Annotated in this window: 17 protein-coding genes; 1 reads left to right on the plus strand and 16 read right to left on the minus strand. The window is 65.7% G+C overall.

Annotation, left to right across the window (positions count from 1 at the left end):
• Window positions 1-213: 213 nt before the first annotated feature.
• The 14 genes from IFT44_RS00005 to IFT44_RS00070 form a co-directional block, all read right to left on the minus strand.
• Window positions 214-2850, minus strand: coding sequence for a hypothetical protein (locus IFT44_RS00005; RefSeq protein ID WP_192175189.1), 2637 nt, complete (start codon window positions 2848-2850; stop codon window positions 214-216).
• A gap of 99 nt (window positions 2851-2949) precedes the next feature.
• Window positions 2950-3996 carry an EscU/YscU/HrcU family type III secretion system export apparatus switch protein gene (locus IFT44_RS00010; protein WP_192175190.1) on the minus strand — a complete coding sequence of 349 codons (1047 nt, stop codon included), beginning with the start codon at window positions 3994-3996 and terminating at the stop codon, window positions 2950-2952.
• Complete coding sequence (gene sctT, locus IFT44_RS00015; protein ID WP_185793648.1) at window positions 3993-4823, minus strand: type III secretion system export apparatus subunit SctT; 831 nt, start codon at window positions 4821-4823, stop codon at window positions 3993-3995. Before sctT ends, IFT44_RS00010 begins: the two co-directional genes overlap by 4 nt.
• A 9-nt stretch (window positions 4824-4832) precedes the next feature.
• Window positions 4833-5102, minus strand: a complete 270-nt coding sequence (locus tag IFT44_RS00020; RefSeq protein WP_122741901.1) for an EscS/YscS/HrcS family type III secretion system export apparatus protein — start codon at window positions 5100-5102, stop codon at window positions 4833-4835.
• Between the two features lie 34 nt (window positions 5103-5136).
• A complete protein-coding gene (gene sctR, locus IFT44_RS00025; RefSeq protein WP_122796795.1) occupies window positions 5137-5793 on the minus strand; it encodes a type III secretion system export apparatus subunit SctR in 657 nt (218 codons plus the stop codon).
• Entirely contained in the window at window positions 5786-6841 is a 1056-nt protein-coding gene (sctQ, locus tag IFT44_RS00030; RefSeq protein WP_192175191.1) for a type III secretion system cytoplasmic ring protein SctQ, read from the minus strand. The genes sctR and sctQ overlap by 8 nt, the downstream gene beginning before the upstream one ends.
• The gene (locus IFT44_RS00035; protein ID WP_192175192.1) at window positions 6834-7313 is read right to left on the minus strand and encodes a hypothetical protein; all 480 of its coding nucleotides are present in this window, start codon (window positions 7311-7313) and stop codon (window positions 6834-6836) included. Before IFT44_RS00035 ends, sctQ begins: the two co-directional genes overlap by 8 nt.
• The gene (locus IFT44_RS00040; RefSeq protein ID WP_446730928.1) at window positions 7310-8641 is read right to left on the minus strand and encodes a FliI/YscN family ATPase; all 1332 of its coding nucleotides are present in this window, start codon (window positions 8639-8641) and stop codon (window positions 7310-7312) included. Before IFT44_RS00040 ends, IFT44_RS00035 begins: the two co-directional genes overlap by 4 nt.
• Window positions 8638-9252: a FliH/SctL family protein gene (locus IFT44_RS00045; RefSeq protein WP_192175193.1), complete on the minus strand. Its 615-nt coding sequence runs from the start codon at window positions 9250-9252 to the stop codon at window positions 8638-8640. Before IFT44_RS00045 ends, IFT44_RS00040 begins: the two co-directional genes overlap by 4 nt.
• On the minus strand, window positions 9245-9919 hold the full coding sequence (locus IFT44_RS00050) for a type III secretion protein (protein ID WP_192175194.1): 675 nt from the start codon (window positions 9917-9919) through the stop codon (window positions 9245-9247). The genes IFT44_RS00045 and IFT44_RS00050 overlap by 8 nt, the downstream gene beginning before the upstream one ends.
• Window positions 9916-10701 (minus strand): type III secretion system inner membrane ring lipoprotein SctJ, encoded by a 786-nt coding sequence (sctJ, locus tag IFT44_RS00055; protein WP_192103554.1) that lies wholly within the window; start codon window positions 10699-10701, stop codon window positions 9916-9918. The genes IFT44_RS00050 and sctJ overlap by 4 nt, the downstream gene beginning before the upstream one ends.
• Window positions 10702-10709: 8 nt before the next feature.
• A complete protein-coding gene (locus IFT44_RS00060) occupies window positions 10710-11117 on the minus strand; it encodes a hypothetical protein (protein ID WP_244652059.1) in 408 nt (135 codons plus the stop codon).
• A 44-nt stretch (window positions 11118-11161) separates the two neighbouring features.
• Window positions 11162-11371 (minus strand): hypothetical protein, encoded by a 210-nt coding sequence (locus tag IFT44_RS00065; protein WP_122796789.1) that lies wholly within the window; start codon window positions 11369-11371, stop codon window positions 11162-11164.
• Between the two features lie 40 nt (window positions 11372-11411).
• Window positions 11412-12065, minus strand: coding sequence for a hypothetical protein (locus tag IFT44_RS00070; protein ID WP_192136582.1), 654 nt, complete (start codon window positions 12063-12065; stop codon window positions 11412-11414).
• 189 nt (window positions 12066-12254) lie between these two features.
• Here IFT44_RS00070 and IFT44_RS00075 point away from each other — a divergent pair, with 189 nt between their 5' ends.
• Entirely contained in the window at window positions 12255-13055 is an 801-nt protein-coding gene (locus IFT44_RS00075) for a tetratricopeptide repeat protein (protein WP_192136583.1), read from the plus strand.
• A gap of 3 nt (window positions 13056-13058) precedes the next feature.
• On the opposite strand, the gene IFT44_RS00080 is transcribed toward IFT44_RS00075, so the two are convergent.
• Window positions 13059-13358 (minus strand): hypothetical protein, encoded by a 300-nt coding sequence (locus IFT44_RS00080; RefSeq protein WP_192175195.1) that lies wholly within the window; start codon window positions 13356-13358, stop codon window positions 13059-13061.
• Between the two features lie 127 nt (window positions 13359-13485).
• A complete protein-coding gene (locus IFT44_RS00085; RefSeq protein WP_192175488.1) occupies window positions 13486-14730 on the minus strand; it encodes a type II and III secretion system protein family protein in 1245 nt (414 codons plus the stop codon).
• Between the last annotated feature and the right edge of the window lie 24 nt (window positions 14731-14754).

The raw sequence follows: 14754 nt of genomic DNA on the forward strand, positions 1-14754 counted from the left end.
GGTCCGTGGCCGCGAAAGGCGCACCGCGTTGCATCAGGCATACCGCGTCACGGCATTCGCGGCCGGTGACCGCTCCTACAGTGGGGGCGCGATCGAGTGTAGGAGCGGTCCGTGGCCGCGAAGGGGGTGCTGCTGTGCATCAGGCATACCGCATAACGGCTTTCGCGGCCGGTGACCGCTCCTACGGGTTGCGCAGGGGCGGTCGGTGCGCGATTAGCCTACGCGGTCCAGGCGGGTGTCGAGGTTTTCGCCGTCGCCCTTGTAGTCGTCATGCTTGACGTCGTCGAAGCCTTCTTCCGGCAGATGACCTTCCTCGGCGTAGAACTCGTACTCGCCGTCGCGATACTCGAAGATGCTTTTATCGTCGGGCGCGTCGCGCTGGCCGTAGTTGTACATGTAGGTGTCGAGGAATTCGAAGCGCTTGTCGCCGTCTTCGGTCAGCAAGCCCTGCTCGGACAGGTCGGCAAACAACCCTTGCAGGTCATCGCGGTGGTCATCCATGCGGTTGTTGTGCTTGATGTCTTCGACGATCAGGAACGGCGTCAGCGCCAGGGTAAGGGCAGCACCGGCCCACAACAGTGGCCCGGTCAACGCCCTGGCCACGTTGGAACCCACCAGCGCGGCCATCTGCGCACCCCCGCCGGCTACGTTGAAGGCCCCGGCGGCCACGGTGATCGCGCCCTGTGCGACGACCGTCTGGTCGTTGCTGTTGAGCCCGCTCTTGATCTTCAGGCCGCCCAGCACCAGATCGGCCACACCGGTGAAGGTATTGGCGCCGGCGTCCATGATCCGCAGGAATGCCGAAACCGCGCGGGTGCTGGGCGTGCTGCCATTGAGCCCGGGATTCTTGGCGAAGCCGTCGCGGAAGCCCTCGGTCAAGGTCTTCATGTTGTCTTCGGAAAGGTTGAGCTTTTCCGCCAGCTCCTTCTTGTCGTCGATCGGCGCTGCATCGACGGCTGCATTGAAGTCCTCGAACAGCTTCTTCAGATCGCCTTCCACCACACTGAACGGCCGCCCGCCACCCTGAGGCTGGTCCTTACCGAAGATCTGCGGCAGCGACTTGTCCAGGCCTAGCATCTGGTTGACCTGAGTGCCACGCACGCTGTCGACGATATTGGAACCCAGATTGACGAAGTGCTGGCCGGCGCCGAGCACACTGACCATGTCCTTGGCGATGGCTAGCCGCTCTTCCGGGGTATCGGCCAGGCTGCCGCCCTTGCCGACCAGCTGATAGATACCCGAGGCCAGCGAGATCAGTCCGCCGGCCGATCCCAGCACGCCGTTGCCGTTGAGCTCGCTCAGGGTGCGCAGCATGCTGCCATGGGCGCCTTCGCCGAGGGTCTTGTAGACGTCCTTGCCCATGACCTTCTCGATATCGGTCTGGGTCACCGTGCCGTTCTGGCTGAACGTGGCACCCAGTTCCTTCAAGGCACTGGCGAAGGTTTTGGCGGTTTGCTTGTTGCCGAGAAATTCCTGGACGAAACGTTCGGTTTCCACGGTACGTCGAGGGATGTCCACGCCGCCTTTCTTCAAGGCCGTCAGCAGCGTCTTGATCGTATCCTGGGTGGCCAGCGCCGTGTTCTGGTCGTTGATTCCCGACGGATCGGCCAGCAGCTTGTCCAGGTCCATGGTGGTCGCGTCGATCATCATGTGCTGGGAAAACTGGGCGGCCTTTTCTGGATCGAAGGCGGCCAGGGCGGCGTAGGTCTTGCTGATGTCGGCTTCGGCCAGGCCTTCCTTGCCGCTGTTCTTCAGGTCGGCGATGTAGCGCGAGTAGTCTTCGGAGAACGCCATGCTTTCAAGCTTTTCACGCACCGCGGTCTTGTCCGGCAGGGCGTCGAGGGACTTGGCCTGCTGCGCCTGGAAATCCTTCTGCACGCTTTCGGCGCCGAACAGTTCGGCCGTGCGTTCGTCGACCTTGACTCGGTCGATGATCGACGACAGATCGTCGCCGCTGACCTTGGCGGTACTCTGGCCCATGGACATGTCCAGCACCACCATGTCCAGCCCGCCGTCACTGGCGGCCTGCGCGCGCAACGCCGTGTAGAGTTTGGCGCGGTCGTCATCCTTGCCGATGCTGCCGTCCTCCACGCCGGTTTTCCATTGCGCGATCAGGTTCTGCCAGGTCTGCTCACTGACGGTGAGCTTGCGGTTCGCATCGTTGGGGTCGACCGTGCCGGTCTCCAGATTGCCCACATCCAGTTCGCTCATGGCCGGCAGGTCGGCTTCCTTGCGCGCATCGTCTATCTTGCCGTCGTCGTTGCGGCGGCCTTCATCCACGGCCACGAAGCGTTCATACAGCTGCGGATTGCTCTCCTTGGAAACGATGACCTTGCGACTGCCGCCGTCGGCATCGAACACCTCGGCGCGAACCAGGCCCGGACCGACCTCGTCCTTGACCCCGATGGTCGCGCCGTCGATGTCGGCGTCGGTGAACGGGTTGTCCTTGACCTGCTGGTAACCTTCGTCTTCGCTGGTCTTGATACCGTCCAGGGTCTTGCCCATGTCGTCCAGGGTATCGAACGCCTCTGGAGTCAACTCGCGGGTAACCACCACCACGCTGTCGTCATTCTTGTACACCATCAGCACGTCCGGGTTGCTGGGGTCACGTTCGATGGTGCGTACCTGATCCAGGCTCGGCGCCTCTTCAGTGCGCAGCACGCTGGCGTCGTGCAGTTTTTCCTGCAGCTCGATCATCTCCCGGGTTGCGGGGTTCTCGATGGGCAGGGGCTTGGGCTGCTGCTGGGCGATGCTCTTGGCGATCGCGATCAAGGCATCGAAGGTCAGCTCGGGACTGGTTTGCGGTGCGACCGGATCGGTCGACGTGGCAGGCTGAAGGGTATCGGTCATCGGCTTGCTTCCTTGTGAGGTGAATGAGCGCGGCGCGACAGCGAGACAGCCGCCGAATGTCCACCGTACAGCCCGAGTGTTTAACTTTTGGGTCACCGCCTAGATCAACCGTGCACCGACCAGGATGTCGGCCACTTCCTGGAACGTGGCATCCGGTACCGCGTCGCCGGCCGCGCGCACGGCAATGCGACGCGCCAGCAGCGCGTTCACGGCATGGGCGATGCCCAGCGCGCGTGCCTGTTCCAGCATCGCCGCCGATTCCTGCCCATCGGCCCTGCTGACGATCACCGGCACCGGTGTCTCGCCGCGGATGTAGCGCAGGCCCACCGCCCATTGGCCCGCTTCGCCGATCACCAGCGTGGCGTTGTGCAGCCCGCGCTTGGTGGCCAGCGCATGCATCTGCTTGCGCTGGCGCTGGCGTGCCTGGCGGATCAGTGGGTCGCCGTCGCTGTCCTTGGTCTCGCGCTTGCGGTCGCTCTTGGTCATGCGCATCTCCCGGCCGAACAGCCACCGTTGCATGAGCACGTCCAGCCCGCCCACCAACAAAAAGGCGATGATCAGGGTGGCCAGCAGCGGCTGGAACATCTGCAAAAACGAGGCCCGTACGCATTCGGCGCCGCAGCCGGAGGACTGCATCAGGCTCTGCATGCCGGCGCGATATACCAGGACGAAGGCGACGGTCAACGCGCCGAGCTTGAACAGCCCCTTGAGCAACTCGATGAGGCTGCGCAGCGAAAAAATGCGCTTGAACCCCGCGACCGGGCTGATGCGCTCGAACTCGGGCTTGATCGGGTCGGCGCTGAACACCGGGCCGCCCATGGTCACCAGGTTGCTCAGCACCACGGTCACCACCGTCACCGCCAGCAGCGGCAGGGTGACGCTCAGCAGCAGGTCCACCGCAGTGCTCTGCACCCGTGGCCAGAGGCTGGCGAACGGTTCGCTCCAGACCTGGGCAACCAGCTCGACGAAGGCCATGCAACGTTGCTGCAGGCCTTCGGCGACGCTGATCAGGTACAGGCTGCAGGTCAGGATGACCATGGCGGTAACCATGTCCTGGCTCTTTGGCAGTTGGCCTTTGTTGCGCGCATCGCGCAGCTTCTTCTGCGAGGCGGGCAGTGACTTCTCTTCGCTGGGTTGCTCGCTCACGGCGCACCTGTCTGCAGGCCGGCCTGCACCGTCGACTCGACCACGTCGAACCAGCCGCGCATCGCGCCCAGCTGGCTGAGCATGTAGGGAATCATGAAGCTGACATAGACGACCATCAGGAACGAAAACAGCAGGTTCTTCACCGACAGTGACAGGTCGAACACGTGCAACTGCGGCGCCATACGGGCCAGGTAGGCCAGCAGCAGGTCGGCGGTGAGAATGGCGATCACCACCGGGGCGATCATCAGCACGCCGGTCTGCATGACCTTGTCCAGCACGCCCACGATCTCCATGACACTGTTCTCGCCCAGTGCCGGCGCCGCCGCCAGTGCCGGCCACAACTGGTAGCTGCGGTACAGCCCGTCGAGCATCAGGGTGAACCCGCCGGACATGAAGAACAGCGTGATCAAAGTGATGCTCAGCAGGGTCGAGGTGACGCTCGATTCGCCCGAGCTCAGCGGATCGAGCAGCTGCGCCATGGTCGAGCCACGTTGCAGGTCGATCAGCTCGCCAGCGACTTCGGCGGCCCAGAACGGGATACCGAAGATCAACCCGATGACCACGCCGATCACCATTTCCTTGATCAGCAGCGCCATCAACATCAGGGTCGACGGTGCCTGCTCGCCTGCCAGGGCGATGAAGATGTCCGGGGCGATCGGAATCGACACCACCACCGCGACCGCGCTGCGGATCATGCCGGTCAGGCCCAGCCGATTGAACGCCGGGGTGATGATGATCATGCCCAGGGCGCGGGCCACGGCCATGCCGAAGGCGCTGAGCAGGGGGTAGGCGAGGTCGAAGAAACCTGTCAGTTGCTCACCGAGCATGGGCCACCGTCAACGTGTCCACGCGGGAAAGTTGTCGAGCATCTGCCCGGCCAGGTTGACCACCTGGCTCGCCAGCAGTGGACCGAGCACCAGCAGCACCAGCATGACCGCGACCAGCTTGATCGCCTGCGGCAGGGTCTGGTCCTGGATCTGGGTCAGCGCCTGCACCAGGCCAACGCCGAAGCCGACCACGATGGCCACCAGCAAGGCTGGCGCCGACAGCAGCAATACGGTCATCAGCGCGTCTTTCATCACTGTCAGGAAGATGTCCTGGCCCATGACTGCTACCTCGCGAGGGGGGGGTGGTCGACGTTCATGCGCCGTAGCTCATGATCAGTCCGTGCATAAGGCGCGACCAACCGCTGACGGCCACGAACAGAAAGATCTTCAACGGGATCGAGATCAGCGTCGGCGATACCATCATCATGCCCATCGCCATGAGGATGTTGGAGACGATCAGGTCGATCACCAGGAACGGGATGTAGAGCAGAAAGCCGATCTCGAAGGCACGGGTCAGCTCGGAGCTGACGAACGCCGGGATCAATACCACCAGATCGTCTTCGCGAAGATCGGCGCGGGCTTCCTCCGACCAGATGCTCTCGGTCGCCTGCAGAAAGAACGCGCGCTCATCCGGATTGGCGTAGCGCGACAGGTGCGCCTGCAACGGTGCGCGCAGCACGTCGCCGGCTTCGCGAATGCCGTCCACGCTCTGCAGGCTGATGGGCTGGGCTTCGAGGCGGTGGAGCATTTCCCCCACCAGCGGCGTGGTGATGTAGACGGTGAGAATCAGCGCGATGCCGTACAGCACCAGGTTGGGCGGCGTCTGCTGCACGCCCAAAGCGTTGCGGATGAGAAACAGCACCACGGAGATCTTCAGGAAGCCGGTCATGGTGACCACCACCAACGGCACCAGGCCGATGGTGGAGACCACGATGATGATTTCGATCAGGTTGGGTTGCAGCTCATTCATGGGCTGCACGGCTCGTCAAGCGCACCCCCAGGCCTTCGCCCAGGGTGACCAGTTCGCCTTGGCCGAAGGCTTTGCCATTGGCATGCAGCATGACCTGCTGACCCTCTCGGTCCGGCAGGGGCAACACGCTGCCGCAGACCAGTGCGCCAAGGGTCTGCACCGTCACCTCGAGGTGCCCGACTTCGCAGACCAGGGTGACGGGCAAATGCGCTGCAAGGTGATCGGGGGATTGCGCCATGGTGGATTCTCCTGAGGAAGGCGAAAGGAACGGAAAGGAAGCCGGCGACGGTGAATCGTCCAGGCGCAGGCCGCCGAGGATGAGCGTGGCAAACGCGTGCAGGCGCTCGGCGATACTTACCAGCACGCCTTCGCAAGGTCGATCGAGCATGACCACATCGCCCGGCGCCAGGCTGTGCAGTTCGTCCAGGGACAGCCGCTGCCAGCCGCAGGCGACCGACACCCGCAGGGGTAGCCAGCCAGGGTGCTCCGGCACGCGTGGTACCTGGGTATCGAGCAGGGCCAACAGACGTTGAGCGGCGCCCAGGTCGAGCGCCAGACCCAAGGTGGCGTGCCACGCTCCTTGGCTGACGGCCAATCCCAGGCGCACCGGCAACGTATTCTCCGCGGTCGGTTCAGGAACGCACTGCAGGGGCTGGGTGGTCAGTTTTTCCAAGGCTTCGACGAGGTCGAGCAGCAGGTACTCGAGCAGCAGGCAACGCTGTTCCGGGGAGGCCTGTTGCAGGCTGGTGCTCGTTTCGGTGCCAAACGCACTGTCCAGCAAGCCCATGGGCAGGTACAGAACGCCCGCGTCCTGGCCGAGGCTGAAGGCGACGTCGAGGCGGTCGTCGAGCGCCTCGGGCCAGGCGCGCACGGCCAGTTGGCAGGCGTGACCGCCCAGCGCGAACTCGATGACGGCGCGCGGGTGCAACCATTGATTGATCAGTTCCCAGGCAGTGGCATCGACCCGGGGGAAATGCGCAAGCACCTGTTGTGGCAACACCGGCGCTGGCGACGCCTGCGCGGGGCGGATCGGGCGGACGTCACCCATGGGGCACGCGGCCGGGCCGATCTTCTGCTTCCGCTTCGGCGTGCCCCTGCGCGCGCAGGCGGACCTGGCGGACTTCCTGTGCCAGCAGTTGGGCCATGGCCTCACACTGTCGCTGGTGCTGTTGACGCTGCTGCCGCAGGGTTTCCAGGTGAGCGTGCGCCTGGGTCCGTTGCTCGCTGAGGGCTTGCAGCTGCTGTGCGAACTGCCGATCCAGGTGAACCCGCTCGGATGCCTGCTGCTGGTAGCGCTGGACCTGCCAATGATCGACGACTTCACCCAGCAGCGCCGCGCCGTTGCGTGCGTCGCGGCGGGCCAAGGCTTCGCTGTGCAGGCAGTGCGCCTGGGTCAGGGTTTCTATCCGCTGCTCCAACTCGTCGCGGCTGCGCGCCTGGCGGGCGGCAGCCATCCGTGCCTTGCGTTCGCGCAACTCGCGCAGTCGCAGCAGCGCCTGCAGGCGCTCGGCGCCGGTCACTCGAGCAACTCGAGCAGCGCACGCACGGTTTGTTCATAGTCGCTGCAACTGTCGGCCTGCTGGCACAGGAATCGCTCGATAGCCCCCTGCCGCGCGATGGCCGCATCGGTCTGCGGATCGCTGCCAGCGCTGTACTCGCCCACCTGCAACAACAGCTGGACATCGGCGTACAGCGCCATGGACTGACGAATCTGCGCCGCGCTCTGGCGTTGCAGCGGCCGCACCACGGCGTCCATCAGGCGGCTGCGACTGCGCAGTATGTCGATGGCCGGGAAGTGGTTCTTCTGCGCCAGGGCGGCGCTGAGCACGATGTGCCCGTCCAGGATCGAGGTGACTTCTTCGGCCACCGGATCCTGGCTGCCGTCGCCTTCGGTAAGGACCGTGTACAGGCCGGTGATGCTGCCGCGCGCGGCCGGTCCCGCGCGCTCCAGCAGGCGCGGCAGGGCGGCGAACAACGAAGGTGGAAAGCCACGCCGGGTCGGCGGTTCGCCCGCTGCCAGGCCGACCTCGCGCTGCGCGCGGGCGAAGCGCGTGATGCTGTCCATCAACAGCAGCACATGCAGGCCCTGGTCGCGAAAGTATTCGGCGATGCTGGTTGCCACGTGGGCCGCCTGGACCCGCTCCATGGCTGGACGGTCGGAGGTAGCGACCACGGCGACGGTGCGTGCGCGGGCCTGCGCGCCGAGCTGGACGTCGAGCAATTCGCGTACTTCACGTCCACGTTCGCCGATCAATCCCAGCACGATGACGTCGGCGGCGGTGCCGCGCACGATGCTGGTCAGCAGCGACGACTTGCCCACCCCCGGCTCGCCGAATATGCCCACCCGCTGGCCACGGGCGACAGTCAGCAGGCCGTCTATGGCGCGGATGCCCAGGGCCAGCGGCTGCTCGATCAGGCTGCGCGAGAACGCCGCCGGCGGCTCGCCATGCACCGGGTAGTGACGTGCCGGCCCCGGCGCCCGAGGCGGCGCCGGGCCGTCGAGAAAGTGGCCCAGCGGGTCGATGACCCGTCCCAGCAGATGCTCACCCACGCTGACCTTCAGGGGCGCGCCGGTGGGAATCACCTCGCAGCGGGTGGACATGCCTTGCAGCTCGCCGATCGGCGTGAGCAAGGCTTCGTCGCCTTCGAAACCGATGACCTGGGCCGCGACCAGACGCTGGTCGAGGGGATCGCGCAGGTAACACAGCTCACCGATGCGGGCCATTGGCAGGCTGGCGTAGACCATGATTCCGCGAATCCGCCGCACCTTGCCGCGCATCGGTCTTGGTATGGCAGTCGTGGCCCGCGCGAGCAATTCTGGCAGCACGTTGTCGAGTACCGCGCTCACCGGGCAGATCCGCTGCTGGCAGGGGCGGCTGGCAGACCCAGGGCGAAGCGCAGGCCGCGCAACTGCTCGTCGACGTCCAGGTCGACCAGCGCGGCCGGGCTCGACAGCGTGGCCTGCCGCGGCCCCAGGCTGGCATCGCCCTGAACCTGAATCTGCACCTGCACCACGCCGAGCAGCCCGTCCAGCAAACTCGTGACCGGCGCCAATTGAGCCGGCGGCACGCGCAGGGTCAGTTGCTGCTGGTCGCGGAAGTCGTGCAGGGCGCGCTGGCACAACTGCGCGATCAGGGGCGCGGCGTCGAGGTCGTCGAGTACCTGGCGAACCAATGTCAGGCTCAGCTCGGCCAGCTGCACCTGCACCGAGGCCAGATAGCGCTCCACGCCTGCAGCGGTCTCGACCAGCTGTCGACCCGCCGCCGCCTGGCCCTCGGCAAGTCCTTCGGCGCGGGCGGCAGTGCGCAGGTCCTGGGCCTGCCGCTCGGCCAGCTCGAGCAGGTGTCGGGCCTGCTCGCGGGCGTTCTGCAAATACCGTTGGCCGTCGATCCAGTGCGCAGCTTCGTCGGCGCGCACGATGCGCCTGCCAGGGGTTGGCAATGGGCTGGCTTCACTCATGCATGGCCCCCTGGGTCGGCGGATCGCTGCGCACTACCCGCCGCACGATCATTGGCCCGTACTGTTCGATGCGCGGAGTAATCGGCGTGGCGGCGGCCGGGTCATCGATTTTCAATCGGTACCAGGCGGCCAGTGCGCGAGGTTGTTCGGCCAGCCAGGCGTTGACGCAGGCCTGGCCATCTCGTTCGACCACAGCGTCCAGTTCCTCGAGAGAAGCCGGCAGCTCGTGGCTGGCCAGCGGGCAAGCCAAGGCATGTTCGGCCAGGGCCAATTCGAACAGCGCATCACCGAAGTGCTCGCGCAGCGCACGTACTGCCGGTGCGCGAATTTCCCGAACCAGCGCCTCGGCCCAGAACACCACCCCGCAGCGACGCGCCAGTTGCCTGAGTTGCGCGCTGTCCAGGGTGGCCACCGGGACATCCTCGGCCGCCGGGGCGTGCAGCGCCTCGAGGGGTTGCAAGGCAAAGCGTCGCTCCAGCATGCGCGTCAGCCGCTCGCGCAGGCGTGGTTGGGCCAGCATCGCGTCCAGGGTGGCGGCGGGCAGGTCGAGGTTGTCGAAGCAGGCCTGCAGACGTGCCCGGTGCACGTTGTGCAGGGGGCGGGCGGTAAAGGTTTGCCAGCGGCGTTCATGCTCGGCTGCGGCGATCGTGCGTTCCGCTGCGTTCATGTGGCGTCCACCAAGGCGTAGCTGCGCGGCTGACGTGCTTGCCACAGCACATAACCCAGCACCCCAGCCAGCGCCACGATGGCCAGCAACATCACGCCGAACAGGGTTGCAGCGCGGGTCTGGCTGCTGTCCAGCACCCAGATACCCATGACCGAGGAAAACGCGGGTGCCTGGCGTGCGCGCTCGCGGGCGGCGGCCTGCACGGGAATGACCGAGACGCCGTCGTAGCCCAACCCGGAAATGCCATTGGCGACCAACGTCTTGATCTGCGGTATCAGTGCATTGATGTCCAGCCCGGCTTCGTAGCGTACGAACACCGAGGCCGAAGAGGGGGTGATGTTGCGCTTGAGCAGGTCGTTGTCCGGCAGCACCACGTGGACTCGGGCCGAGACCACGCCGTCGACCTGCGATACGGTGTGCGCCAGTTCCTCGCTCAACGCGTAGATCAGCTGGGCGCGTTCCTGGGTAGGCGACGAAACCAGACCGTTGCTCTTGAACACCTCGCCCATGCTGGCGAAGGTCTGCTCCGGCAGGCCGGCCTGTTCCAGGATCGCCATGGCTTCGGCAAAGCGCTCCTGCGCCACGTTGACGGTCAAGCGCCCGTCCTTCTGCACCACGCGGTCGGCGGGGATGCCTTCGTGCAACAGCGCAGCGACCATGGTGTTGGCCTCGCGCTCGCTGAGATTGGTGTACAGCTGGGTCTTGCAGCCCTGCATCAGGCAGGCGAGCAGGACGATGGCCAGCAGGCGGCGTGTCGTGCGCTGCAGTATCGGGAGAGGCATAAGGTTCATCATTGACCCTTGAGCAAAGTGTTGGCGGCGCCGGACACCTGGGTGGCACCGCGCACCACCATCTGCGTCTCGATGGAGTGATCGAACATCAGGCTCAACGATTCCACGACTTTTTGCAGTTGCGGGTCGGCAGCGGCCTGCGCCGGGGTCGGGTGACCGGCCGCCGCAGGGTCGCTCTGTCTGGCGCCGAGGTCGGCGGCGCGCTCGGCGAAGCGCTGTGTGCGATTAAAGAAGCCGTCGAGGTTGTCCAGAACACCGGCCCCCAACTGCGCGGGGCTGGTGCCGGTGGGTGCGACGGCGGGTTGCCGGGCCATGTGCTCGAAAAGGTTCTGCGATACCTGGCCGGTGCCCACTGCATCGGCGATGGGTGGCTGTGCCGGTACGGCGGTGGCGGCAATGGGCAGCATGGTCAGGCTCCTGTTCGACGATGGGAAGGTTCAGCGCGACGCAATCACTCGTCGGACATCGCTTCATTCAGCATTTCGTTGGCCTTGGGCATGATGATCATCTGGCCGGCCACGGTGACCGCGCCGCTGACCAACTGATCGGTGAACTCGGCGTCGCTCAGTTCCGTGGAGCTGTCCAGCGCGGCGTTGAATTGCGCTTCGCCGTCCGTGCCGGCAGAGGGATCGAGGTTCGGATCGATAGCGTTTGTAGCCATGGTCGTTCTCCTTGCATGTGAGCCCGAAGGCGGGGTGAACTCAGTTGAGGCCCGAGACCACCTGGGTCTCGGCGCCGCCACGAAAGATCCGCACACTGCCGGCCGCAGGTTGGGTAGCGGCCGTGCGGCGCAGGGGCGGTCGCAGGGCGGCGAGTTGCCCGTCGATCAGGCTCAGGTAGCCTGGCGAGCCGGCCGCGCGCACCGTGCGCGCGTTGGCATCGACGCTCAGCCGGGCGCGCGGGCCTCCGGCAAGCAGCGGGGCCAGCGCGTCCTGAACCGCAGCGGCCGATAGCGTGCCGGTGTCGAAGGTGCGCGCCGCAGTGTCGTTGGCGCTGTCGACGAACAGCGTGCTGCCATCGAAGTACCAGCCAAGCCCGTTGGCGGTGCTCAACGCGGCGAGAAAATCGGCGGCGCTGTCGCCACGCACCTTGCCGCGAACCTTGCCCTTGACGGCGTCGGCGATGACCACCGCGATACCGAGGTTGCTGCCCATCTCCTGCAGCACGCCCCGTACATCCTGGTCGATGATGAGGTACGGATAGGGTTGCGCAGCCCAGGCCGGCGCAGCATCGGTTGTGGCCCAGGCGCTGGGCCCGGCCAGCATGCCCAGGATCACCAATACGCTGAGCAGCCCCGGCGTGCCGGGCGAGCGCTGGCTGGATCTGGCAATGATGTCTGGGCCGTGCTGGCTCATGCGCTGTGCGTTCCTGCCGATTGATTGAACGGGCCGAGTGTAGCCGCGCGCACTTTGCGTTTTTGTGACGGTCGGCAAACGCGCCACGCACTGCAAGCCTTGCACCCCATGCAAGTGCGTGTTGTCACCGGACTGTCATCTGGGTAGGGTTCACTCAGCCCTTTGTCAGCATTCAGGGGGAGGGGTGTAGTGGGTTTTTCAAGACCTGGAAAGTCTCTGCCGATCACGGTACTGGCGGCGGCCTGCGTGCTGTTGGGCGGCTGCGCCACGCAGGCACCGCCCAGCGATGACGGCGCGCGATTGATGCAACTGGCGGCCGAGGTCGATCGTCGCGGCGATCCTTCTTCGGCAGTGGCGCTCTATGAGCGTGCCGCCGTACTGTCCCAGGAGGCGCCCGAGGTCATGTTGCAGTTGGGTGAAGCGCGTTTGGCCAGCGGCGATCCTCAAGGCGCGGCGCGGGCTTTTCGTGGCGTGCTGGTCAACCAGAGCAAGGAGCCGCGGGCGCTGCTGGGCCTGGGCACCGCGTTGCTGCAGAGCGGCGAAGTCAGTCGCGCCAGTGACACCCTGGCGCAGGCAGCACCGCTGATCGGCACGGCCACTGCCTACAATCGCCTGGGTACTGCCGCGATGCTCGCGGGCCGGCAGGCGCAGGGCATCGCCGCGCTGCGCCAGGCCCATGAGCTGGACCCGCAGAACCTGGATATCAGTACCAACCTGGCCTTGGCTCATGCGCTTGGCAGTCAGCCGAACGAGGCCGTCGAGCGCATGGCACAGGTGGTCCGCTCGCCACTGGCACGTCCCAGTCACCTGCGTCAGCAACTGCTGGTGCTGACTTTGGCCGGCCAGGAGCAGCGCATTGCTGCCGAACTGCCCGACCTGAGCGAAAGCGAGCGGATGGCGTTGATCGGCAAGGCACGGGCCATCAAGGTGCTGCAGGATCCGGCCGACCGCGCTCGCGCCCTCGGCATTCTCGCGCGCCAGGCGCGCTGAATCTCAGGGCGCCGGCGCGGCCAGACGTTCACGCTCCAACTCGCGCCTGCGCTCCAGATCAGCCGTTTCCCCAAGCAGGTACTGTTGCGCAGCGCGACCCACGGGCGCCGCCAGGGTCGGTCCCATGGCTTGCCCCTGGTGCAGGTCGCGGATGTCTTGCACCATGCGCTGCAGGTTCACGGCATTGGCACAGCCCAGCGGCAAGCGCGCGCGGCCTGCGATGTTATCGGCACCCGTGCACGCTGCCGGCACGGTGCGCGCAGCGCCCGTCGACGGATCGTCGCGCAGCTGCAAGTAATCCACGGAGTCGTCCGCGGTGTCCAGTTCGGTGGCGCACCCGCCAAGCATCAGCAGGGACGCGACACAGGCCAATGTTCTGCAGCAGGCCATCCATCGACGATGAGTCCACGCAGGTTTACGCCCCACAGGTTCAGTCCACATAGAAGCCGAACTCCGTGTGGGCGGTGAGCGCAACGTTGCCTCCCGCCAGCCGCCAGGCCGGGTTGTCGCTGGCAGGGTCAAGCGGTATGGCCAGGCTGCGATCGGCCACCGGCTCGACGATGTAGGGGGTGATCAGGATGACCAGTTCGGTTTCACTGCGCTGGAAGCGTTTGGACCTGAACAGATTGCCCAGCACCGGCACGTCGCCCAGCAGCGGCAGCTTGTCGATGTCCTGCGAACTGCTGCGCTGGAACAGCCCGGCAATGGCGAAGGTCTGCCCGCTGCCGACTTCGACCCGAGTGTCGGCCCGGCGGACCTGGAAGCTGGGGACGCTGAACCCGCTGATCTGTACCTGGCTGGTGGTCGACAGGCTGCTGACTTCCGGCCGGACCTGCAGGCCGATGCGTTTGTTGGGCAGCAAGGTCGGGGTGAACTCCAAGGAAACGCCGAACGACTTGTAGTCGATGCCGATCAACTGGTTGCCGACCGGGACGGGCACGGGAATCTCACCACCGGCCAGGAAGCTGGCGGTCTGCCCGCTCAGCGCGGTGATGTTCGGTTCCGCGAGGATTTCCAGGAAGCCGTTGCTCTGCAAGGCGTCGAGCAGTACATCGACGCTGGCGCTGCTGGAGTTGAACCCGGCCGACAACAGGTTGGTAGCGCCGGCCACTGCCGAACTGGCCAGCGGGCCGCCAGTGATCAGGCCGAAGGAAAACGAGCCGCTGTTGATCAGGGCATTCCAGTTGACCCCGTAGCGCAGCAACTGCTCGCGGGAGACCTCGGCAAAGCGCACACGGATATTGACCTGGGGCGAGCCGTTATAGGTCGCGGCGTTGATCGGCGGCACGCCCGCCGCTGCGCTGCTGACCAGCAAGGCGTTGAGTTCGATGGCGCTGTCGATGTCGGCCACCGCACCGTCGGCCAGCAAGCGCTTGCCCTGGCTGCGCACCTGCACCTGATTGTCCGGGTTGTGCTGCTGCAGCGCTGTGCCGATCGGCGGGCGGACGCTCACGCCCACGCTACCCTGTGAGGCTTGCTGGGCGTCCAGGGCAATCAGGTTGGTCTGGCCGTCCGTCTTGCCGAACACATAGGCTACGCCGGGCGAAACGATGCGAATGTCGGCTATTGCGTTGTCGGCGATGAATACCGATTCCACGGGCGCGGCAAAGCGCAGGATGCGGCCTTCACCCACGCTCAATTGCACCGTTTCACTGGGCGCCGGATCGAAGTTCATCCCCTGTGCCGGCCCGGCCAGCGC

It is taken from the genome of Pseudomonas sp. CFBP 13710, from assembly GCF_014842235.1.
In the GTDB taxonomy this organism is placed as follows: domain Bacteria; phylum Pseudomonadota; class Gammaproteobacteria; order Pseudomonadales; family Pseudomonadaceae; genus Aquipseudomonas; species Aquipseudomonas baltica.